Here is a 21376-nt window from a genome sequence, read left to right as displayed (position 1 = left end):
CGGCGCGCTCGCCCGCTATCTCGGGATCAGATTTCTGCTGATCATTCCGACTGCCTGGATTCTCGTCACCGTCGTCTTCTTTCTCATGCGGGTGATCGGTGATCCGATCACCGCCGCCCTCGGCGGCCGCCTACCCGCCGAACAGATCGCCCAGCGCAAGGCCGAAGCCGGATACGACCGGCCGATCCTGACGCAGTACTGGGAGTACCTGACCGGATTGCTGCGCGGCGACTTCGGTCGCTCGGCCACCGACAATCGCGCGATCAGCGACGTTCTTCTCGTCAACGGTGCTGCCACACTGGAATTGGCGTTCTGGGCACTGCTGGTCGCGTTTGCGGTAGGCATCCCGCTCGGCTTCTTCGCCGCCACCCATCGGGACAGATTCGGCGACGCCTCGCTGCGGATCTTCGCGATCCTGGCGTACGCGGCTCCGGTGTTCTTCGTCGGCATGCTGCTCAAGCTGCTGTTCGCAGTCAAGCTCGGCTGGCTGCCGGTGGCCGGACGAGCCAGCACCAATGTGGAACTGGCACTGCAGAACGTCTCGCCCAAGACCAACATTCTGATCGTCGATTCGTTCCTCTACGGCGACTCGGGCTACACCATCGACGTGCTCGAGCATGCCGTACTTCCCGCTCTCGCCCTCGGTCTGTTGACGGCCGGAGTGTTCCTGAGACTGGTGCGCGTCAACCTGATTCAGACCCTGCAGGCACCCTTCGTCGACGCCGCGCGCGCTCGCGGATTGAGCGAGGGCACGGTGACGCGGCGGCATGCGTTCCGCAACGCCATGATTCCCATCGTGACCGTCATCGGCCTGCAGATCGCCGTACTGCTCGGCGGAGCGGTGTTGACCGAGACGACCTTCGAGTGGCAGGGCCTGGGCTACGAACTCGCCCGGTACCTGCAGGCCCGCGATTTCGTTGCGGTGCAGGGCATCGTGACGTTCCTGGCCGTAGTGGTCGCCGTCGTCAGCTTCGTCACCGACGCGATCGTCGCACTCATCGACCCGAGAGTGAGGTTCTGATGAGCACCGAAGTCGTGCTGTCCGACGTCCCTCCCACCCGTCAACACCGTCGAGGATTCCCCGGCGTCGCGTTCGTCAGGTCCACGTCGGGGTTGCAACGCGTCACCCTGATCGTCGGGTTGGTCCTGATGGTGGGCTTCGTGTTCGCCGCAGTGTTCGCTCCGCTTCTCGCGCCGTACGGGTTCTCGCAGACCAGCGACGCCGGGCAGGATTTCACCCGCCAGGCAGCCCCGTCCGCGCAGCATTGGTTCGGTACGTCGGTCCGCGGTGAGGACGTGTTCTCCCGCGTGATCTACGGTGCGAGAACAGCATTGATGGTGATCGCATCGTCGTTGGTGCTCTCGCTGATCATCGGTGTTCCGCTCGGCCTGGCCTCGGGCTACATCGGCCGTTGGTTCGACCGTGTGCTCGTGTTGTTCATGGACGCGATGTACGCGTTTCCATCGCTGCTCCTCGCGGTCGTCATCTCGATCGTCGTCGCAGGCGGACAGTCGTCCAGTTTCGGCGGTATCGCGTCCGCAGCAATCGCCATCACGGCGATCTTCGTGCCGCAGTACTTCCGCGTGGTACGCAACGCCACGGTGGCGGTCAAGACCGAACCTTACGTCGACGCCGCTCGGGTCACCGGGGCCGGCACTCCGCGAATCCTGTTCCGCCATATCCTCGCCAACGTGGTGCAGACGCTGCCGGTCATCATCACCCTCAACGGTGCCGAGGCCATCCTGACCCTCGCCGGACTCGGCTTTCTCGGATTCGGCATCGAGCCCACCTCCGCCTCGGAGTGGGGCTACGACATCAACAAGGCGCTGCCCGACATCTCCAACGGCATCTGGTGGACGTCGGTGTTCCCGGGCCTCGGCATCGTGCTGGTGGTGCTCGGTCTGACCATGGTGGGCGAAAGCGCAAGCGAGACACTCAATCCGCTGCTTCGTACCCGCAAGAAGTTCAAGAAGGCGGTGAAGGTATGACCTCGAGTGGCCCAACCCCACAGGAGTCCGCGCTGTCGGTGCAGTCGTTGTCCGTGACGTTCCTCACCGATGCCGGTGAGGTCGATGCCGTCACCGAGGTCTCGTTCGAGGTGTTCCCCGGTGAAGTCCTGGCCGTGGTGGGCGAGTCCGGATCGGGTAAATCCGTCAGCGTCAGATCCGCCATCGGACTGCTGCCCGACACCGCACGCGTGGAGGGCCACGTGGTGCTCGGTGGCCAGGACGTGACGACGCTGAGCAACAAGGCATGGGCGCAGTTGCGCGGCAACAAGATTTCGATGGTGTTCCAGGAACCGGGCAGCGCCCTCGATCCGCTGTTCACCATCGGATATCAGATCGTCGAAGCGCTGCGAGCGCATCCCAGGAGTGGAGCCGGCGGAGCGACCAGTGGTGGTAGCGACGGTAAACGGATGTCGGCCAAAGATGCCAAGGCGCGAGCCATCGAACTGTTGACGATGGTGGGTCTGCCCAGCCCCGAGCAGCGGTTCTCGTACTACCCACACGAGCTCTCGGGTGGCCAGAAGCAACGTGTCATGATCGCGATCGCCATCTCGTGCGAGGCGAAGGTCATCATCGCCGACGAGCCGACCACTGCCCTCGACGTCACGGTGCAGGCCGAAATCCTGGAGTTGCTACGCGATCTCAAGGACCGACTCGGCTGTGCCGTCGTGCTCATCACCCACAGCATGGGCGTGGTCTCGGATCTGGCGGACCGCGTCGTCGTCATGCAGAACGGTCGCGTCGTCGAGGAAGCTCCGGTGGCGCAGCTCTTCGACGCACCCGCAGACGACTACACCAAGAAGCTGTTGGCCGCGGTGCCCACACTCGCCGCGGTGGAGTCCGACAAGACGGTCGACACCTCGGGTGAACCGGTACTCGACGTCTCGCGTCTGGTGGTGCAGTTCTCCGGTGGTGTCGGCTCACCTGCGTTCCGGGCGGTCGACGACGTCTCGCTCACCATCCATCGCGGCGAAACCCTTGGCCTGGTGGGCGAATCGGGCTCGGGAAAGTCCACGATCGGTAGATGTGTTGCAGCACTGCAGAAGCCGACGAGTGGCAGCGTGACGGTGATGGGGCAGAACATCGCAGGCGTGAGCGAACGCAAGCTCAAGCCGCTGCGCAAGCGATTCGGGTTCGTCTTCCAGGACCCGTCGGCATCACTGAACCCCCGGCTGACCGTCGGGCAGTGCATTGCCGAGCCGATGATCGTGCACAAGTACGGCTCCAAGGACGCGATCGCCGCGAGGACCACCGAACTGCTCGACGCCGTGCAACTGCCGTCGGGCACCGACAAGCGCTACCCACACGAGCTCTCCGGTGGGCAGCGGCAACGCGTCAGCCTGGCGCGGGCACTGGTGCTGGGACCGGATCTGGTGGTCGCGGACGAACCGACCAGCGCTCTGGACGTTTCGGTGCAGGCAGCCGTGCTTGACCTGTTCGAGGCACTGCAGCAGGAATTCGGCTTCGCGTGTCTGTTCATCAGTCACGACCTCGCGGTGGTCGACCGCGTCGCGCATCGCGTGGTGGTGCTGCGCAACGGGGCGATCGTGGAAGAGGGAACACCGTGGAAGATCCTGCGATCGCCGGAGGCGGACTACACCAAGAAGCTGTTGGCAGCGATCCCGGGCAAGCGCCTGCACACGTGAATTCTTCTCACCACCGGGCACTCCGGTACCGTTAGGGCGCTATCTGTGCCGGTATGGGCGCTGACATGATCGAGTACACAGGCTGGAGCCGAATGACCGAGGAATCCCAACCCACGAGCGCAACTCACTCGGGCGGTGCCTCCTACGCGGCGGCCGGGGTCGACATCGCCGCAGGAGATCGAGCAGTGCAACTGTTCGCGCCGCTCGCCAAGAAGGCCAGCAGGCCCGAGGTCATGGGCGGTCTCGGTGGTTTCGCCGGTCTCTTCGCGCTCAAGGGCGACTACCGCGAGCCCGTCCTGGCAGCCTCGACCGACGGCGTCGGCACCAAGGTGGCCGTGGCGCAGGCCCTCGGCAAGCACGACACCCTCGGCCTCGACCTGGTCGCAATGGTCGTCGACGATCTCGTCGTCTGTGGTGCCGAGCCGCTGTTCCTGCAGGACTACATCGCCGTAGGCCGCGTGGTTCCCGAGCAGGTCGCCGAACTGGTCAAGGGCATCGCAGAAGGCTGCATCATCGCCGGCTGCGCATTGCTCGGCGGCGAGACGGCCGAGCACCCGGGACTGATGGCCGACGGCGATTACGACCTCTCGGCCACCGGTATCGGCGTCGTCGAGGCGGATTCGATCCTCGGACCCGAGCGGGTGCGTCCCGGTGACGTCGTCATCGGCATGGGATCGTCGGGTCTGCACTCCAACGGCTACTCCCTCGCTCGCAAGGTGCTTCTGGAGATCAACCACATGGATCTCGGCGGACACGTCGAGGAGTTCGGTCGCACCCTCGGTGAGGAACTGCTCGAACCCACCAAGATCTACGCCAAGGACTGCCTCGCGCTCGCTGCGGAAACCGACGTCCGCACGTTCTGCCACGTGACCGGCGGCGGATTGGCGAACAACCTCTCCCGGGTCATGCCCGAGGGTCTGGTCGCCGAACTCGACCGCACCACGTGGAGCCCGGCTCCGATCTTCTCGCTGATCGCTCAGCGCGGCCGCGTCGAGCGGGCCGAGATGGAGCAGACGTTCAACATGGGTGTCGGCATGGTGGCCATCGTGGCACCTGAGGACGTCGACCGAGCACTCGCAGTGCTGACCGCACGCCACATCGACTGCTGGACGCTGGGCACGGTGAAGAAGGCGACCGGTAAGGACGTCGCCGACGAGCGTGCGCTACTGCTGGGTAACCACCCGCGGTTCTGAACGGCAAGGTTCTGATCGCCCGATCACCGGGCAAACAAGTGAGGGGGAGCCGCACCGCGGCTCCCCCTCAGTCGTTCAGTGCACAAAACTAGCGTCGCCAGTCCTCGTACTCGTCTTCCTCGACTCGGGAATGCACATCCGAGTCAGAGTGGATGCCACGATGGGAGTTGGACGAACCACCGGAGAGTTCTTTCTGCAGACTCTCCAAGTCCGTTGTCGGCGAGCTGTACTTGAGCTCACGAGCGACCTTTGTCTGCTTTGCCTTAGCCCTGCCTCGGCCCATGGCGGTGCCCCCTCGCGGACTTGCGGGGCGGCCTGGGGAAATTTGGCGGCCCCGTTAGAGTTGGTATTTCTTCCTGGCACACACTCTAGCGCGCGAATCGCCGCGATGCGTAGACGGCGCCACGTGTCGGTGGCAGGCGAACGGGCGCGACACGCCCGGGGCAGGGGTCGGCGCTGCCTGTACCTGCACATATCCGTGCACAGGCAAACTATCTTTGTTCTGCGACACGAGAACTACGTGCTGCGCGTCATGGCCTCCGTAGCGATTTCAGTGCCGCGGCAGCGTCGCGGTGCACCTTCGGTGCCACATCGGGCTCGTCGAGCAGAGTGGCCATCGCGGTCGCGTCGGTACCTCGGAACAAGTCGCGAACCGTCACCCCGTGCGGCGGCACCGACTCGACGGCCACCGCGTCGCCGCTGCGAAACACGCCGGGCTCGACGACCCGGAAGTACGCACCCACATCACCTCGATCGGTGAAGCGACGGATCCACCGAGGCTCGTCCATCCACCTCGCAAAGGTCGCACAGGGCTTGCGGGCGATCGTCACCTCCAGGGTCACCGTTCCGACGCGCCACCTGGATCCGATCACCGCATCGGTCACCGGAACACCGGTGGTCCGCAGGTTCTCGCCGAATCGACCCGGCGGAACCGGCACCCCGAGCTCGCCGGCCCAGTACTGGGCTTCCGCCTCGTCGTAGGCGTAGACGGCCTGATCGAGCCCGCCGTGGAACTTCGTGTCCCGGCAGTGATCGCCGCCGATACCGAGCTCGTGGACGTCCACCCGTGTCGAGGTCGTTCCGCAGGCTCCACTCCCGGCCGGCCCATCGACGGGCCGTTTGTCGATGCCGCTGTGGACCACCGCGCGGCGTCCGAACGGAACATCGGCGTGCACGACGCAGACTGCCAGAACGGTTCCGGTCACCGGCCGCGCAGGCGGTCCACCGCAGCGCGACCGGCCTGGACGTCGTCGTAGGACGGGATGGAATCAGGATCGATGGATGCCGCGCACGGACCCGCCTCCAGCGCGGTGTCGACCGGAATCGTCCGCTTGAGCAGAGCCAACGCGATCGGGCCGAGCTCGAAGTGGTCGATGACGGTACCCAGACGCCCCACCGTGCGGCCGCCTGCGGTGACCGCATCGCCGGTGCTGGGCCTGCCGTCCGCCGAACCGTCGAGATGAAGCAACACCAGGTGCCGCGGCGGACGACCGAGATTGTGAACGCGCGAGACCGTCTCCTGGCCGCGATAGCAGCCCTTCTCCAGATGCACCGCGCCGAACTCGGCGGCGCTACCGATCCACCGAACCTCGTGCGGGATGGTCTTCTCGTCGGTGTCCACGCCCACGCGCGGACGCAACGATTCCACTCGCAAGGCGTCGAACGCCCAGGTTCCGGCCGGGGCGGCCCCGGCGTCGCGCAGTCGGAGGAACCAGTCGCTCGCGTTCGCGCGGGGAATCACCACGTCGTACGAATTCTTGCCCGGCCAGGGCATCCGTCGAACGAAACCGCCGCCGTCGATCGGCGAGGCACCGTAGATCTCGCCCGGAGCCGGCAGGCCGGCCTTCTCGAGCACCGACACCGCGTCGGATCCGAGGACGGTGAGAACTGCGAGTTCGTCGGCCTGACGGGGTTCGGCCTTGGCCCAGAACACCATCTTCTTCAGGAACGAGAGCAGATTCGGGCCGGCAGTGCGCTCGGTGTCGATGTAGGTGACGCCGGCCAGGTCGGTCTGCACGAAGTGATGCTCGATGCGGCCGTTGACATCCAGGCTCAGGTTCTCGGCGGAGCTGCCGTCGGTCAGGTTCGAGACGAGTTGGCTCGAGATCGTGTTCAACCAACTCAGGCGTTCGTCTCCGCTGATGGCGAGCACGAAACGGTGGGACCTATCGATGACGGCAGCGCCGCTGACCGCGTCTCGTTGTTCACCGAACGGATTGCCGTAGTGCCAGGCCACCCCGGCATCGACGCTGTCGTCGGGGGAGGGCACTGCGCCGGGAAGTGTCAGAAGTGGGCTCGGGCTGATCGTGACTGTGTCGGACACATCGTCCATAGTAGGAGCCCATCGGCGCAGCAACTCGGTGACCGGTCCCTTTACACCCTCGAAACGGCGACGACACGGCACCGCGACGACGCGGACCTAGCGTTTCGATCCATGAAGAAACTGGCGCATCCGGCCGCGCAGATCGGCCTCGCCGCGATCGGCGGCATCGTGTTCGGGTTGGTGGTCGGTGAGTGGGCCGCGAACCTGAAGTTCATCGGCGATCTGTTCATCCGACTGATCCAGATGTCGATCGTCCCGCTGGTGATGGCCTCGGTCATCGTCGCCACCGGATCGATGGCCGGGGCGGGAACCGGCAAGATCGCCTTCCGCACCTTCAAGTGGATGATCGGTTTCTCGGTCGTCGCTGCCGTGCTGGCCTGGGTGCTGAGCAGCGTCATTCGCCCGGGCGCGGGCATGGTGTTCACCCAGCAGCTCGATCCGTCGCTCGAGGAATCGGCGAGCGAGGCGCTCGGCTGGCAGGACACGCTGCTCAACTTCGTCAGCACCAACGTGTTCGACGCCATGTCGACCGCGACGATGGTGCCGATCATAATCTTCTCGCTGCTCTTCGGTATCGCGCTGCGCAGTCACATCACCAAGACCGGGAACACCCAGGTGCTCTCGTTCATGGACCAGATTCAGCAGATCGTCCTGACGATGATCCGGCTGGTCATGGTCATCGCCCCGGTCGGTGTGTTCTGCCTGCTCGCCGCGCTCGCCGGGGACGTCGGCTTCTCCGTGGTGTCCACCGCGCTGAGCTACCTCGGTACGACACTGCTCGGAGTGTTGATCCTGTTCGCACTCTTCGTCGTGGTCGTGACGATGCGGACCCGATTGAACCCGTGGAAGCTGCCCAGCAAGCTCACCGAACAGACCGCCGTCGCGGTGACGACCACGAGCTCGGCCGTCACGTTCCCCACGGTGCTGCGCAACACGGTCGAGAAGGTCGGCGTCAGTCAGAAAGTCGCCAACTTCACGCTGTCGATCGGGTTGACGATGGGCTCCTACGGTGCCGTTCTCAACTACATGATCGTGGTGATGTTCCTCGCGCAGGCAGGCAACATCGATCTGAGTCTCGGGCAGATCGTGCTGGGCATGGGCCTGGCGGTTCTGCTCAACATGGGCACCATCACCGTGCCCGGCGGATTCCCCGTCGTCGCGATGTTCCTCGCGACCTCGCTCGACCTCCCCTTCGAGGCCGTCGGCCTGCTGATCGCCGTGGACTGGTTCGCCGGGATCTTCCGCACTTTCCTCAACGTGAACGGAGACACGTTCGTCGCGATGCTCGTCGCCAACGCCGACGACGAGATCGACCGCGAGGTCTACAACGGCACCAAGGTCGTCGTCGCCGAGGATCTCGACCTCGACGAGTACGCCGACGCGATGGCGACGGCCGACCGAGCGGATTGATCGACCGCGTCCGCGCCCCTCTAGGGTGACGGGCATGTCGGAGTCGGTAGTGGTGATGTTGGACGGCCGAGTGCACGACGCGAATCGGCCGTTGCTGTTCGCCGACGATCTGGCCGTGGTGCGCGGCGACGGGGTCTTCGAGACGCTGCTCGTGCGCGGCGGCGCGGCCTGTGCGGTCGAGTTGCATCTGGCCCGGCTGGTGGCGTCGGCGAAGGCACTGAACCTGCCCGCTCCCGATCTCGAACAGTGGCGCACCGTCGTCGAACAGTCCGTCGGTCTATGGGCGCGTGAGTCTCAGGACGAGGCGGTTCTCCGGCTGGTCCTCAGCCGCGGACGCGAGAGCGGTGGTGACCCCACCGGGTACGTCACGGTCGGGCCGCTGCCCGAGCGAGTGCGAGCAGCGCGCACCGACGGGGTATCGGTGATCACCCTCGATCGCGGCTACTCGGTGGATTTCTCGTCGGGAGCGCCGTGGCAGCTCGCGGGGGCCAAGACGTTGTCGTATGCGACCAACATGGCCGCGCTGCGGCACGCCGCCGCTCAGGGTGCCGACGATGTGATCTATCTCAGCAGTGAGGGGCGGGTGCTCGAAGGTCCTCGCTCGACGGTGGTGCTCGCGCGCGGTAAGACTCTCGTCACACCGTCGGTCGAACAGGGCATCCTGGCCGGCACCACGGTCGCCGGACTGTTCTCCGTGGCAGAGTCTGCCGGTTGGACATGTGAACACGGGCACCTGTATCCGGCGGATCTCATTGCAGCAGATGGTGTTTGGCTGGTCTCGAGTGTCACTCTCGCTGCGCGGGTCACGGCGATGAACGGCGTTCCTCTTGGCACGCAGATGCTCGCCGACGATGTCCGATCGATGGTCGATGCCGCCGTGGAGACGGTCGAAACTCGGTAGGGGTCCAACGACCCTGCCGAAAGACTCTTCCCTACTACTACCCGTAGTAGTACTGTCGAATTCGTCGCGGGCCAACGCCCTGACCTGCGGTGTTGCCCGTCACAGCACGGGTGGAAGAGTTCGGAGCTTTGATGGACGCCTTGGATGTCTCACGATGGCAGTTCGGTATCACCACCGTCTACCACTTCATACTCGTTCCCCTCACCATCGGTCTCGCTCCGATGGTGGCTGCCATGCAGACGATGTGGGTGATCACCGGCAAGGACTCCTGGTACCGACTGACCAAGTTCTTCGGCAAGCTGTTCCTCATCAACTTCGCCCTCGGCGTCGCCACCGGAATCGTCCAGGAGTTCCAGTTCGGCATGAACTGGAGCGAATACTCCCGCTTCGTCGGTGACGTGTTCGGCGCTCCTCTCGCACTCGAAGGCCTCGTCGCCTTCTTCCTCGAGTCCACATTCCTCGGGCTGTGGATATTCGGCTGGAGCAGACTCCCCAAACTCGTTCACCTGGCCACGATCTGGCTCGTCGCCATCGGAGTCAACGCCTCGGCGTACTTCATCATCGCGGCCAATTCCTGGATGCAGCATCCCGTCGGCGCGATCTACAACGAAGAGACCGGCCGCGCCGAACTGACCGACATCTGGGCACTGCTCACCAACAACACTGCGCTGGCGGCATTTCCACACGCCGTGGCCGGAGCGTTCCTCACTGCCGCCACCTTCGTCGCAGGCATCTCCGGTTGGTGGATGGTGCGCGAGGCTCGCAAGAACAAGGCTGCGCAGGCTACGCTGTCCGAGAACGGGGTCGCTACGCAGGCTACGCTCCCGGCCACCGACTCGCGTCCGATGTTCAGGTCGGCAGCACGCATGTCCTTCGTCATCATGATCGTCGCCGGTGGTGCGCTGGCCATCACCGGAGATATCCAGGGCAAGCTCATGTTCGAGCAGCAGCCGATGAAGATGGCATCCGCAGAATCGTTGTGCGACACAGAGACCGGAGCCAGCTTCTCGCTCCTGACCGTGGGTACCCACAACAACTGCGAATCCGTGGTGCACCTCATCTCGATACCCGGCCTCACCTCGTTCCTGGCGGAGAACGATTTCGGTGCCACCGTGCAGGGCGTCAACCAACTGCAGGAGCAGTACGAGCAGCAGTTCGGCCCGGGTAACTACAAGCCGAACCTGTTCGTCACCTACTGGGCATTCCGGATGATGATCGGACTGGCCGCAGGCTCGGCACTGCTCGCGATCGCGGGTCTGTGGGTCACTCGGGGTGGCCGGATTCCCGACCAGAAGTGGTTCTCGTGGTTGTCGCTGTTGGCGATCCCGACACCGTTCCTGGCCAACAGCGCCGGTTGGATCTTCACCGAAATGGGCCGTCAGCCATGGGTTGTGGCACCGAACCTCTCGGGTGTCGATCAGATCCGGCTCACCGTCGATCAGGGAGTTTCCGACCATCCCGTCGGCCTCGTCGTCGCCTCACTGGTGACGTTCACACTGCTCTACGCCGCTCTCGGTGGTGTGTGGTTCTACCTGCTTCGGCGCTACGTCGTCGAAGGGCCTCTCGACCACGACGCGCATCCGCACGTCGACCCACCGGAATCGGAAGACGAAGAGCCCAAACAGCTCTCGTTCGCCTACTAGGGGATAGCAATGTCACTGCCCGAATTCTGGTTCTTCATCATCGCCTTCTTCTTCGTCGGCTACTTCGTGCTCGAAGGGTTCGACTTCGGCGTCGGAATGCTCATGCCCATCCTGGGCAGGCACCCCGACGCTGCGACGGGGGAGAAGCGCAGGCGGGCCGTCCTCAATACGATCGGCCCGGTCTGGGACGGCAACGAAGTCTGGCTCATCACCGCAGGCGGTGCCCTGTTCGCAGCGTTCCCCGAGTGGTACGCAACACTTTTCTCGGGCTTCTACCTGCCGCTGCTGCTCATTCTGGTGGCTCTGATCCTGCGCATCTGCGCTATCGAATGGCGCGGCAAGATCGACGACCCGGTGTGGCGCAAACGCTGCGACATCGGCATCGGCATCGGCTCGTGGGTTCCGGCGGTGCTGTGGGGCGTCGCCTTCGCCAACATCGTGCGCGGCGTCGCCATCGACGAGAACAAGAAGGTCACAGCCGGCTTCTTCGATCTGCTCAACCCGTATGCATTGCTCGGCGGAGCCACGATGGCGCTGGTGTTCGCGTTGCACGGCGCGGTGTTCATCGCACTCAAAACCTCCGGCGACGTGCACGAGGACTCGGTGAAAATCGCAGCGCGACTCGCGATTCCGGCAGTTCTCGTCGGCGGAACATTCGCTCTGTGGACCCAACTCGCCCACGGCAAGACGTGGACCTGGGTACTGGTCGGCGTGGCCGCGGTCGCCCTGCTGCTCGTCGTCGCGCTGACAGCGAGAGTGCGTGAAGGCTGGGCCTTCGTGTTCACCAGCATCGCCATCGTTGCGGTTGTGGTGCTGCTGTTCGCCTCCCTGTTCCCCAATGTCATGCCGTCCAGTACGGATGCCGCGTTCGATCTCACCATCGCGAACGCGTCGTCCAGCCCGTACACGCTGAAGGTGATGACCTGGGCTGCAGCCTTCGCCGCCCCTGTTGTCCTCGGATATCAGGCCTGGACGTACTGGGTGTTCCGCCAGCGCATTTCGAGTGCCCAGATCCCGGACTCGATCGGACTGACGGTGAAATCGTGACCGCGCCCGCTCGCTCGCGGGGACCGGTCGATCCCCGCCTGTGGAAATACTCTCGATCTGCGCGGGGCTACCTGATCGTCACTGTCGCTCTGTCGACCGTGGTCACGCTCTGCATCATCGTGGGCGCGTTGACGATAGGACGGGTGCTGGCAGGGGTCATCACCGATCCGACCGCCAGGTCGCTGTCCGCTTGGACGACGGAACTGGCCGTGCTGGCGGGCGCAGTGGCCGTCCGAGTGCTCGCCACCGGAGCTCAGTCTCGGTACGCGCACCGGTCGGCGTCACGTGTGGTGGCCGAGCTCGAAGTCGAGGTGCTCACGGCAGCAACCCGATTCGACCCCCGCGAGCTCGACCGCGAACGGGAAGAACTGGCCGTCGTCGTGACCCGAGCCATCGGGGGTCTGCGCGCGTACCTGACCGGTTACCTGCCGGCGCTGGTGTCCGCGGTCATCGTCACTCCGCTCGTTCTGGTCGTCATCGTCACTCAGGACATGACTTCGGCCGTGGTCATCGCGGTGACTTTGCCGCTCATCCCGATCTTCATGATTCTGATCGGGTTGCTGACCAAGGGTCGAGCCGCAGCGACGCTCACCACGATGACCAGGTTGTCTGCGCAGTTGCTCGATCTACTGGCCGGTCTGCCGACCTTGCGCGCGCTTCGCCGCGAACACGGACCGGCCGCTCGCATCCGCGCACTGGGCGACGCCCATCGACGAACCACCATGCGCGCGTTGAAGGTTGCCTTCCTCTCCTCGATGGTGCTCGAGTTGCTCGCGACCCTGTGTGTCGCGCTGGTGGCCGTCGGCATCGGATTGCGCTTGGTCTTCGGGGAGATGACGCTCGAAGCAGGCATCATCGCGTTGATCCTCGCCCCCGAGGTGTACTTCCCGCTGCGCGCGGTGGGCACCCAGTTCCACGCGGCAGAGGACGGCGTCGAGGCCGCGGACCGGGCATTCCGAGTCCTGGATCGGCGTACGACACAGCCGATCGGCGGCCGGACCGTCGACGCCGCGACCGCGGACATCGAACTCGTCGGACTCACCGTCGGCAGCCGGGACGGCGACGCTCCGGCAGCACTGAGTGCGCTATGCCGAACGGGCACCATCACGGTACTCACCGGCCCCAACGGCTCGGGTAAATCTACTGCGCTGCAAGCGGTTCTGGGACTCACGACGCCGACGAGCGGTGCGGTTCTCGTCGGCGGCGTGCCCGTGGTCGATCTCGATCTCGACCGGTGGTGGGCTCAGGTCGCCTGGCTCCCGCAGCGGCCGGTGCTGCTTCCCGGCACGCTCTACGAGAACGTCACCCTCCACGGCGTGCCCGACGCCGCTGCCCTGGACGCAGCCTGCCGCGCTGCGGGATTCGATGCCGTGCTGCGAGACCATCCGAACGGCTGGACCACCCGCGTCGGGCAGGGCGGAGTGGGTCTGTCCCTCGGCGAACTGCAACGCCTGGCCCTGACCCGAACATTCGTCTCCGACGCTCCGGTGATGGTGCTGGACGAGCCGACGGCGCACCTGGATGCGGCGAGCGAAAAGACTGTCCTGCAGGCCATTCGAGATGCGGCTGACCGAGGCGTCACCGTGGTGATGGTCGGTCATCGACGCGCGGTGCTGCACGCCGCAGATCGCGTCGTCGAGGTGCGAAGCAGCTCGACGGTGGCACGGGAGTTCGATCATGTCTGACCTACGACGCACACTGGCCCTGTTCGAGCTCTCCCCGCGGCGGGTGGCACTGGCGGTGGCGGCCGGCGTGGCAACCCTCGGCAGCGCACTGGCTCTCGCCGCACTGTCGGCATGGTTGATAACCCGAGCCTGGCAGATGCCTCCGGTGATGGACCTGACCGTCGCAGTGGTAGCCGTTCGGGCGCTGGGCATTTCCCGCGGCGTGTTTCGCTACCTCGAACGATTGACCACGCACGACGCGGCCCTGCGCGGTACGACGGCAGCGCGCACGAGGATCTACGAGCAGCTGGCGAACGGCGACGGCGCGCTCGCTCTGCGGCGCGGTGACGTCCTGGCTCGCACCGGGGCGGACGTCGACGTGCTCGGCGACGTCGTCGTACGCGCGATCGTCCCCATCTGCGTCAGCGTCGTGATGATGCTCGCAGCCGTGGGACTGCTCGCCGGGATCTCGCCCGCTGCCGCGTCGATCCTGGCGGTGACGTTGCTGATCGCCGGGGTGGGCGCACCGATCCTGGCGGCGCGGTCGGCACGGATCGCCGAGGAGGCCGGAGCCGACGCGGACGCACGGTTCGCCGAGACCGCCGTCCGGGCACTCGATCACGCCGCAGAACTGCGGGTCGCCGGACGACTCGACGCGACGCTCGCCGAAGCCCGCGGGGCAGCACAGGATTCGGTGGTCGCGCGCGACCGGGCGGCGCGGCCCTCGGCGCTGGCCGATGCCGCCGGGCCGTTGTCCATCGGGGCATCGGTGATCGGGTCCTTGCTCGCCGGCATCGGGCTGTACGGACCGACCGGAGGCACCGCGGGCGGTATGACACCGATGGCCCTTGCGATCATCGTGTTGGTTCCGCTGGCCGCCTTCGAGGCAACAGCGGCACTCCCCGGAGCGGCAATCGCCCTGATGCGTGGCCGAATCGCGGCAACTCGAATCCTCGCCATGCTCGATGCGGCTCCGCCGCAGTGGCGTGGTTACGTGCCCTCTGGGGCACTCAACCGCACCACTGCGCGGAGCGCACTCATCGGACCGAGCGGATCGGGCAAGACCACGATGCTGCGGGAGTTCGCCGAGGAATGCGGTTCGGACGCAGCGCTGTTCGCCGAGGATGCGCATCTGTTCGACACCTCGATTCTGGAGAACCTGCGGGTGGTGCGCGGCGACGTCGACGAAGAACAGGCATCGGAGGCGCTGCGACGCGTGGGCCTGGGTTCATGGCTCGACGCTCTGCCTCTCGGCGTTCACACCACCCTGGTCGGCGGCGCGCAGGCCGTCTCGGGGGGAGAGCGCCGCAGACTGCTGCTGGCGCGCGCCCTGCTCAGTACGGCACCGATCGTGTTGCTCGATGAGCCGACCGAGCATCTGGACCGAGTCTCCGGCGAATCGATACTGCGCCAGCTGCTCACCACCGACGGAGGGCTGTTCGGAGCCGACCGAACCGTGGTGGTCGTCACCCATCAACTGCCCGAGAACACCGACGCCGACCAGGTGATCGACCTCGGCCCGGACCGCGCGAAAAAACACTTTGCCGACTCGGAAACTCGGGCGTACGTTGTGAAGTACACGAGAGAGGAGGTGGTCTGAAGTTGATGAACTCTAGGACGCGTGAGGTGGCTGTCAGCTAGCCGCAATCGCTGACGGATTCACTGCGAAGACCGCGCGAGCGGCAGGCGAATCCCAGGCAGCTACCCGGCCCCCGAGCCCCCGACCTGTCCGGTCGGGACCTGAAAGCAGGTACGGCTCGGGGGCCGTTCGCGTGCAGTGGGTAGTGAGAGAGTCAGCCGATGTAGCGAGTCAGGCGCGCGGACAACCGCGGTGCCAGTGGGCCGTCGGCGACGACGCGCTCCTCGACGTATGCAAGGTCTCCGCCGTCGACGATGCCGTAGAGCCGCCTGGCCCCGCCGACCAACGCACCCGAAGTGCTTCGAATGACGACATCGGTGGCCAGTTCCCAGGACGACTGGGTGAGCGCATGGCCGTAATACAGTTCGACGACGCCGGTGCTGTGCGTCAGCAGTAGCTCGACGACCTCTTCGTTGTCGGAACCCTTGACGCCGTCGCCTCCGCTCATGCGCCAGAATCCGGTTTCACGGAGATCGGGGTGTGCGAAGTTGCCGTCGGAATCGAGTCGCCACGAACGCGATTCCCAGCTGAGGTAGCTGCCGCCGTCGTGAGTGACGACGATCTGCTGACCGAAGGGGTAGTCGGTACCGGACTCGGGGTCGTGGCCCTCGCCCTCGCCACGCCACACGCCGACGAGCGGCAACAGAGCGAGCATCGTCGGGTGCAGATCGGGACCGAGACGAAGATTGGCCGTGTCGTCGGGATGCGGGATGTCCGGCAGGACCGGAACGTTGCGCGTCGACGCGTCGGCGAATTTCTGTTCGGCAGCCGCTATTGCTTCGTCGCCACTGGCGATGGGGGCGTCGAGCCCCTCGTCAGCACTGCCGGGTTGCCCCGCGACCGGTTCCGTCACGACTCGTCGTTGACCAGTCGGTAGACGACGTAGAGCGAGAACGCGATGATGGCTATTGCCGCAAGCACCAGCAACAACTCGAAGAAGATGACCACGAGTGCGAGTTTAACCCGCAGCGATCCTGATCGAGAACAGCGGCCCGAATCTGCACTGTGTCCTTGGTGACATCTAACCGAATTGGGGGTCATCAGTGCGGTGGATCACTCGTAACGGTGGAGAAACGGCGTCGAGCAGGTACCTTCTTCGGGGGGCGTCGGGCGCTCGAGGGTGAATTTCCGACGTTGTTCACTGTGTTCTGTCACGAAGGCTGGGGAGGTCTCCGCAATAATGCTGCGTCGTAAACGGGCTCTGACATCGTCGTTCGGATCCGTGTTGTTCAGGTCCGCGGTGGTGACTCTGGCGTTGGCGCTAGCCGCTCCCGCAGCTGCGCTCGCCGCTCCGGACTCGGGATCGGCAGAGTCGGGATCGTCCGACTCCGGATCGTCCGACTTCGGGTCTTCGCAGGGCCCGAACATCGACCCCAACAACTATGCGCAGGACTGCCCGGACGTGTTGATGTTGGCCGTGTCCGGTGCCACCGACTCGGATTCGGGTCGCAACCCTCTCAACGAGGAATCGCAGACCGTCGCATCCAACTGGGTCGGGAACGTCACCGTTCCCACCGGTGAGGTGAACGCAGGCACCCCCGGCACGGTCGGCTGGCTGTACGTCCCCTACACATCGACCTACGGTGTCGGCTTCCTGGACGACGTGGCCACGTATCAGGAGTCGATCAGGGACGGCGTCGCGTCGACCAATCGGCTGCTGGACGAGTACAAGACCAAGTGCGGTGACCGCACGAAGTTCGTTCTCGTCGGCTACAGCGTCGGCGGAGAGGTCCTCGACCGGCTGGCCGTCGACATCGGCCGACGCGACCCCGGCGCGCTGATCAGCGGCGACGACATCGCAGGCGTGATGATGATCGGCTCGCCCTATCGTCCGGCCGGTGTGCCGAACTTCGGGGACGAGCCCGGTGAATCGCTCGGCGGGTTCATGGACCAGTCCCCCCGGGACTACGGCACGCTGACCGACAAGGTCAGCTGGTCGTGCCGGCCCTACGATCTGTCGTGCGACGCTCCGGCCGACATCGAGCTCGCGCAGTTGGCACTCGAGATCATCTCGCAGATGCGGATGACGCTGGTCAACCCGGTGCAGACCGTGGCCGACTTCGCGCGGGCAGTGTCGACCATCGCCACCCGCGCGATCATCGACATCGCAACCAACAAGGCCTGGCTCGAATCCGACGAAACACTGCTGCAGGTTCTGGTGAAGGTCGCGGACGTGGACTACACGGTCGCCGATCAGCAGGCGGTCGACGCTCTCACGCCGGAGCAGCTCCTCGCCGATCTCAACTGGGCGATGGGGCCCGGTGCCGAGACCGTGGAAGCCAAGCTCCGTGCCGAGGCCACAGGGTTCGAGGAGAACAACAAGGGCATCGCCGATGTCGTGCTCGGGCCCTACCTGGCGATCGGATTCCTGCAGCATCTGTCGTACTGGTACAACGATCCCAACGACGGCTACGAGTGGGAAAGTGAGAAGGTGGTGGCCTGGGTCACCGATCTCGCGCGCACCGAACGCGAGAAGAAGAACGCGCCCGAGGCAGTCATACCGGAAGCCCCCGCTCCCGAGGCTGCACCCGAACCCCGACTGCTCCCGGTGCCGGGAACGCAGACGAGGGTCAGCGATCTCGGAGCGTTCCTCGAATCTCAGGGGATTCCAGTGCCGGAAGGGATGTTCCCGCCGCAGTACTCGACGGTTCCCGACCCGGCGGCCTCTGCACCCGTTCCCAACTAGAACCTCCGCTGGACCGAAAGAACCCCGCACCTGCTCGCAGGTGCGGGGTTCTTTTCTCGTTCGGTACGAGCGGTGGGATCAGACTCCGACGGTGACGTTCGCCGAGTGCACGCCTGCGCCCTCGGGAGCGATCACGGTGTCGCCGTTGCCCGATGCCGACAGTGCACGCAGCGTCCACTGTCCGGGAGCGGCGAAGAACCGGAAGTCTCCGGTGCCCGACGCGACGACCTCTGCGGTGAATTCGCCGCTGCCGTCGAGCAGCCGGACGAACGCGCCTGCTACGGGCTCACCGTCGCCTGCGAGGACGCGGCCGGTGATGACCGTTTCCTTCTCGACGTCGACGCCTGCGGGGATGGTCTGGCCCTGTAAGGGTGCTCCACACATATCAGTGAACCTCCAACTCGATGGGTGCTCCGACGAGGGAGCCGTATTCGACCCAGCTGCCGTCGTAGTTCTTGACGTCTTCCTTGCCCAGAAGCTCCTTGAGGACGAACCAGGTGTGGCTCGAACGCTCACCGATGCGGCAGTAGGCGATGGTGGCCTTGCTGTCGTCGTAGCCCTTGGTCTTGTACAGCTCTTCGAGCGCCTCGTCGGACTTGAACGTGCCGTCCTCGTTGGCGGTCGTGCTCCACGGGATGTTGATCGCGGACGGCACGTGGCCACGCTGCTGAGCCTGCTCCTGCGGAAGGTGAGCCGGGGCGAGGATCTTGCCCGAGAACTCGTCGGGCGAACGCACGTCGATCAGGTTCTTGTTGCCGATGGCGTCGATGACCTCGTCGCGGAACGCACGGATCGACAGGTCGGGTGCCTCGGCGCGGTACTGAGTGGTCTCGCGGCTGACGACGTCCTTGGACAGCGCCCGGCCGTCGAGTTCCCACTTCTTGCGTCCACCGTCGATGAGCTTGACGTCCTTGTGGCCGTAAAGCTTGAAGTACCAGTAGGCGTAGGCAGCGAACCAGTTGTTGTTTCCGCCGTACAGGACAATGGTGTCGTCGTTGCTGATGCCCTTGGCCGACAGCAGATCCGAGAACTGCTCCTGATTGAGGAAGTCGCGGCGAACCGGGTCCTGCAGGTCCTTGCGCCAGTCGAGCTTGACCGCACCTTCGATGTGTCCGCCGTCGTAGGCGCTTGCGTCTTCGTCGACCTCGACGAAGACGGTCTTCGGTGCGTTCAGGTTCTGCTCGGCCCAGTCGGCAGAGACCAGGACGTCGGAGCGAGCCATGGTGTTCCTTTCGGTCTTTCTTTACGGATCGGTGAGGGTCAAGCAGTGGTGCGCAGTCGCGCGGCGAGGGGGTAGATCATGCAGCCGAGGCACACCGCGAACGCGGCATTGAGGAAGGCCGCGAACAACGCGAAGCCTGCCGCCACGGTGCCGACGACGGGAGCGCCGAGCGCGAAGCCGAGAACTCCCACGGCGGCGAACACGAAGCCCACCAGTTGAGCGAACTTCAACGGTGCGACCGGCTCACGTTCGCTGGTGGGGGAGAGCCGCGGTGCGACGAATGTCGCGAAGATCGTGCCGTACGGACTGCGCTTGGGTCCGCGGACGGCTCCGATTCCGAACACGATCGCCTGTAGCCCGAGCAGGATTGCCGCCGCGGGGACCGAGAACGTGGTCAGGAGGAGAACGACGACCAGAACGGCGGTGGTGATCCACGCTGCGAAGCGCGGACCGCGAACGTCCACCTGGTCGATCGTGGCAGTGGGGATGGTGGTCCGGGTGTCGGGTGTCGACATCGAGAGGTACTCCTGTGCGAGGCCGGGGCACGCCGCATCGGCAGTGCTCGGACGTGGATTTCGATCATCGGGCCGTACATCACGCATGGGCGTGGCGGCAGAAGGAAATCAGCAGCAGCGACAGCAACAACCGCCCAGTCGGCACAGATCAACTGTGCGACGACTGGTGAGCATCAGCTCGCGGCGGGAGAACACGAAGAGCATCGTACCCGCTACCAGCGGCGCGTCCTACCGCCGGCCCGAAGAGGCGAGGTCACAGTGCGTCGAGCGCCGACCGTAGTGCCGCCGCAGACGGCACCCCCGCGATTCTGGAGCGCCGTTGCAAGGTGGTGTCGAGGACGAACGTCGTGGGCAGTGACAGCACGCCCAGTTCACGAGCGAGGATCGGATGGGCGTCGATGTCGAGTTCGAGTTCCCGGGCATCGCTTCGATCGTCCAACACCTGCTGGACGACGCGTCGCACGGCTGCGCACGGTCCGCACCAGTCCGCCGAGAAGTGCAGCACGGTCGCGGAGTCGGTCGTGGCGCCCGCGTCGAGCAGGAGTGGGTACAGAGTGTCGGTCTCGGAGTCGGTGTTCCGCACTGCCCGCACCGCACCCGATCGGCTGCGGAGGAACAATCCGGTAGCGACGGCAAGGATCGCCACGACGGCCAGGACTGTGATCCCTGTCACGGCTTTTCGATCTCGTTGAGGTCGATGGTCACGTTCTCGCCCGATCCTTCGACGACTATCTGTGAGCCCTCCGCGTAGACGTCGGTCGGCAGGAGTCCGAAGGGCAGGCTCTGACGCTCGATGGTCTTGGTGAACAGTCCGAGGACCGTGGGCTTGGCGAACTCGGGAATCGAGAAGTCTGCCTGACCCTCCGGGCCGAAGTAGAAGTCCGTCGCGACGATGGCGACGCTGTCACCCTCGAGCAACAGGTCGGCCTGGACGCTCACCGTCGTCTCGAGGGGCCGACCGGAACCGTTCCGGTCAGCACGACGCCCCCGGTCGTGGTCTTGCCCGACCCACCGGAACCGCCGGTGCCGTCCGACTTGTCGGCCGGAGGTGCGGAAACCTGCAGGTCGACGATGCCGAGGAACTGGCCGAGGTCCGTGGCCTCGATACGGACGCGGCCGTCGAGCTCGTCCACCGGGATCGCCCGCACGTTGTTGTCGACCAGGTCGGGCAGTGCGATGTGCACGCCGCGGAGATTGGCCTCGATCGTCGTCGAGCCGACGTACTCGGTCGGAACGTCCTGCGCTCGAATCTCGATGTTCTCGTAGTGGCCGTCCGCCGCCTGGGTGAGGAACGGGAAGCCGTGCACGATCACCTGAGGGTCCGAGGTGAGCTCACCGCCGGCGCGGATTGCGCGGGAGACTCGGTACTCCGAGTAGGCCGCAGCGCCGAAATCCACCACGAGCGCGAGGGCCAGCAGGCTGGCGAGTCCGATGAGAAGTGTGCGCACGGGTCCATTGTGACCGACGAATCGCGCACCGC

The 21376-nt window shown here is 65.3% G+C and carries 19 protein-coding genes and 1 pseudogene; 11 read left to right on the top strand and 9 right to left on the bottom strand.

What is annotated here, in order from left to right:
- The first annotated feature begins 25 nt into the window (after positions 1 to 25).
- The 4 genes from AYK61_RS10870 (at position 26) to purM (ending at position 4846) form a co-directional block, all read left to right on the top strand.
- On the top strand, positions 26 to 1021 hold the full coding sequence (locus AYK61_RS10870) for an ABC transporter permease (RefSeq protein WP_183130429.1): 996 nt from the start codon (positions 26 to 28) through the stop codon (positions 1019 to 1021).
- Entirely contained in the window at positions 1021 to 1989 is a 969-nt protein-coding gene (locus AYK61_RS10865) for an ABC transporter permease (protein WP_183130234.1), read from the top strand. The genes AYK61_RS10870 and AYK61_RS10865 overlap by 1 nt, the downstream gene beginning before the upstream one ends.
- On the top strand, positions 1986 to 3653 hold the full coding sequence (locus tag AYK61_RS28160; protein WP_121870797.1) for an ABC transporter ATP-binding protein: 1668 nt from the start codon (positions 1986 to 1988) through the stop codon (positions 3651 to 3653). The genes AYK61_RS10865 and AYK61_RS28160 overlap by 4 nt, the downstream gene beginning before the upstream one ends.
- Before the next feature lie 92 nt (positions 3654 to 3745).
- Positions 3746 to 4846 carry a phosphoribosylformylglycinamidine cyclo-ligase gene (gene purM, locus AYK61_RS10855; RefSeq protein ID WP_032376541.1) on the top strand — a complete coding sequence of 367 codons (1101 nt, stop codon included), beginning with the start codon at positions 3746 to 3748 and terminating at the stop codon, positions 4844 to 4846.
- Positions 4847 to 4934: 88 nt separating this feature from the next.
- Here purM and AYK61_RS10850 read toward each other — a convergent pair whose 3' ends face one another.
- The 3 genes from AYK61_RS10850 to AYK61_RS10840 all read right to left on the bottom strand — a co-directional run bounded on the left by AYK61_RS10850 (position 4935) and on the right by AYK61_RS10840 (position 7178).
- Positions 4935 to 5129 carry a DUF3073 domain-containing protein gene (locus AYK61_RS10850; protein ID WP_008719426.1) on the bottom strand — a complete coding sequence of 65 codons (195 nt, stop codon included), beginning with the start codon at positions 5127 to 5129 and terminating at the stop codon, positions 4935 to 4937.
- A 247-nt stretch (positions 5130 to 5376) separates the two neighbouring features.
- Complete coding sequence (locus AYK61_RS10845) at positions 5377 to 6051, bottom strand: MOSC domain-containing protein (protein WP_121870796.1); 675 nt, start codon at positions 6049 to 6051, stop codon at positions 5377 to 5379.
- Positions 6048 to 7178 carry a folate-binding protein YgfZ gene (locus tag AYK61_RS10840; RefSeq protein WP_121870795.1) on the bottom strand — a complete coding sequence of 377 codons (1131 nt, stop codon included), beginning with the start codon at positions 7176 to 7178 and terminating at the stop codon, positions 6048 to 6050. The genes AYK61_RS10845 and AYK61_RS10840 overlap by 4 nt, the downstream gene beginning before the upstream one ends.
- A 102-nt stretch (positions 7179 to 7280) precedes the next feature.
- Between AYK61_RS10840 and AYK61_RS10835 the strand changes: the two genes are divergently transcribed.
- From AYK61_RS10835 to AYK61_RS10810, 6 genes are all read left to right on the top strand, one after another.
- Complete coding sequence (locus AYK61_RS10835) at positions 7281 to 8579, top strand: dicarboxylate/amino acid:cation symporter (protein ID WP_121870794.1); 1299 nt, start codon at positions 7281 to 7283, stop codon at positions 8577 to 8579.
- A 34-nt stretch (positions 8580 to 8613) separates the two neighbouring features.
- On the top strand, positions 8614 to 9480 hold the full coding sequence (locus AYK61_RS10830; protein ID WP_121870793.1) for an aminodeoxychorismate lyase: 867 nt from the start codon (positions 8614 to 8616) through the stop codon (positions 9478 to 9480).
- A 131-nt stretch (positions 9481 to 9611) separates the two neighbouring features.
- Entirely contained in the window at positions 9612 to 11123 is a 1512-nt protein-coding gene (locus AYK61_RS10825; RefSeq protein WP_121872658.1) for a cytochrome ubiquinol oxidase subunit I, read from the top strand.
- Between the two features lie 9 nt (positions 11124 to 11132).
- Entirely contained in the window at positions 11133 to 12170 is a 1038-nt protein-coding gene (cydB, locus tag AYK61_RS10820) for a cytochrome d ubiquinol oxidase subunit II (RefSeq protein WP_121870792.1), read from the top strand.
- Positions 12167 to 13855: a thiol reductant ABC exporter subunit CydD gene (gene cydD / locus AYK61_RS10815; RefSeq protein WP_121870791.1), complete on the top strand. Its 1689-nt coding sequence runs from the start codon at positions 12167 to 12169 to the stop codon at positions 13853 to 13855. Before cydB ends, cydD begins: the two co-directional genes overlap by 4 nt.
- Positions 13848 to 15434, top strand: coding sequence for an ATP-binding cassette domain-containing protein (locus AYK61_RS10810; RefSeq protein WP_121870790.1), 1587 nt, complete (start codon positions 13848 to 13850; stop codon positions 15432 to 15434). Before cydD ends, AYK61_RS10810 begins: the two co-directional genes overlap by 8 nt.
- A gap of 193 nt (positions 15435 to 15627) precedes the next feature.
- Here the strand turns inward: AYK61_RS10810 and AYK61_RS10805 are convergent, their stop codons facing one another.
- Positions 15628 to 16269 carry an FABP family protein gene (locus tag AYK61_RS10805; protein ID WP_121872657.1) on the bottom strand — a complete coding sequence of 214 codons (642 nt, stop codon included), beginning with the start codon at positions 16267 to 16269 and terminating at the stop codon, positions 15628 to 15630.
- A gap of 384 nt (positions 16270 to 16653) precedes the next feature.
- Here AYK61_RS10805 and AYK61_RS10800 point away from each other — a divergent pair, with 384 nt between their 5' ends.
- Entirely contained in the window at positions 16654 to 18159 is a 1506-nt protein-coding gene (locus AYK61_RS10800; RefSeq protein WP_121870789.1) for a cutinase family protein, read from the top strand.
- 78 nt (positions 18160 to 18237) lie between these two features.
- Here AYK61_RS10800 and AYK61_RS10795 read toward each other — a convergent pair whose 3' ends face one another.
- The 5 genes and pseudogenes from AYK61_RS10795 to AYK61_RS10775 form a co-directional block, all read right to left on the bottom strand.
- Positions 18238 to 18543, bottom strand: coding sequence for a DUF1416 domain-containing protein (locus AYK61_RS10795; RefSeq protein ID WP_121870788.1), 306 nt, complete (start codon positions 18541 to 18543; stop codon positions 18238 to 18240).
- Position 18544: 1 nt separating this feature from the next.
- On the bottom strand, positions 18545 to 19381 hold the full coding sequence (locus tag AYK61_RS10790; RefSeq protein WP_068049880.1) for a sulfurtransferase: 837 nt from the start codon (positions 19379 to 19381) through the stop codon (positions 18545 to 18547).
- 38 nt (positions 19382 to 19419) lie between these two features.
- Positions 19420 to 19896: a DUF4395 domain-containing protein gene (locus tag AYK61_RS10785; RefSeq protein WP_121872656.1), complete on the bottom strand. Its 477-nt coding sequence runs from the start codon at positions 19894 to 19896 to the stop codon at positions 19420 to 19422.
- A gap of 253 nt (positions 19897 to 20149) precedes the next feature.
- Positions 20150 to 20569 (bottom strand): thioredoxin family protein, encoded by a 420-nt coding sequence (locus tag AYK61_RS10780; RefSeq protein ID WP_121870787.1) that lies wholly within the window; start codon positions 20567 to 20569, stop codon positions 20150 to 20152.
- A pseudogene (locus tag AYK61_RS10775) lies at positions 20566 to 21344 on the bottom strand (LmeA family phospholipid-binding protein). Before AYK61_RS10775 ends, AYK61_RS10780 begins: the two are co-directional and overlap by 4 nt.
- Positions 21345 to 21376 lie beyond the last annotated feature (32 nt).

Origin of the sequence: Rhodococcus sp. SBT000017 (assembly GCF_003688915.1) — a bacterium.
GTDB lineage: Bacteria > Actinomycetota > Actinomycetes > Mycobacteriales > Mycobacteriaceae > Rhodococcoides.
Note: the sequence above shows the minus strand (reverse complement) of the source record. Positions and strands in the feature narration are given on the sequence as shown.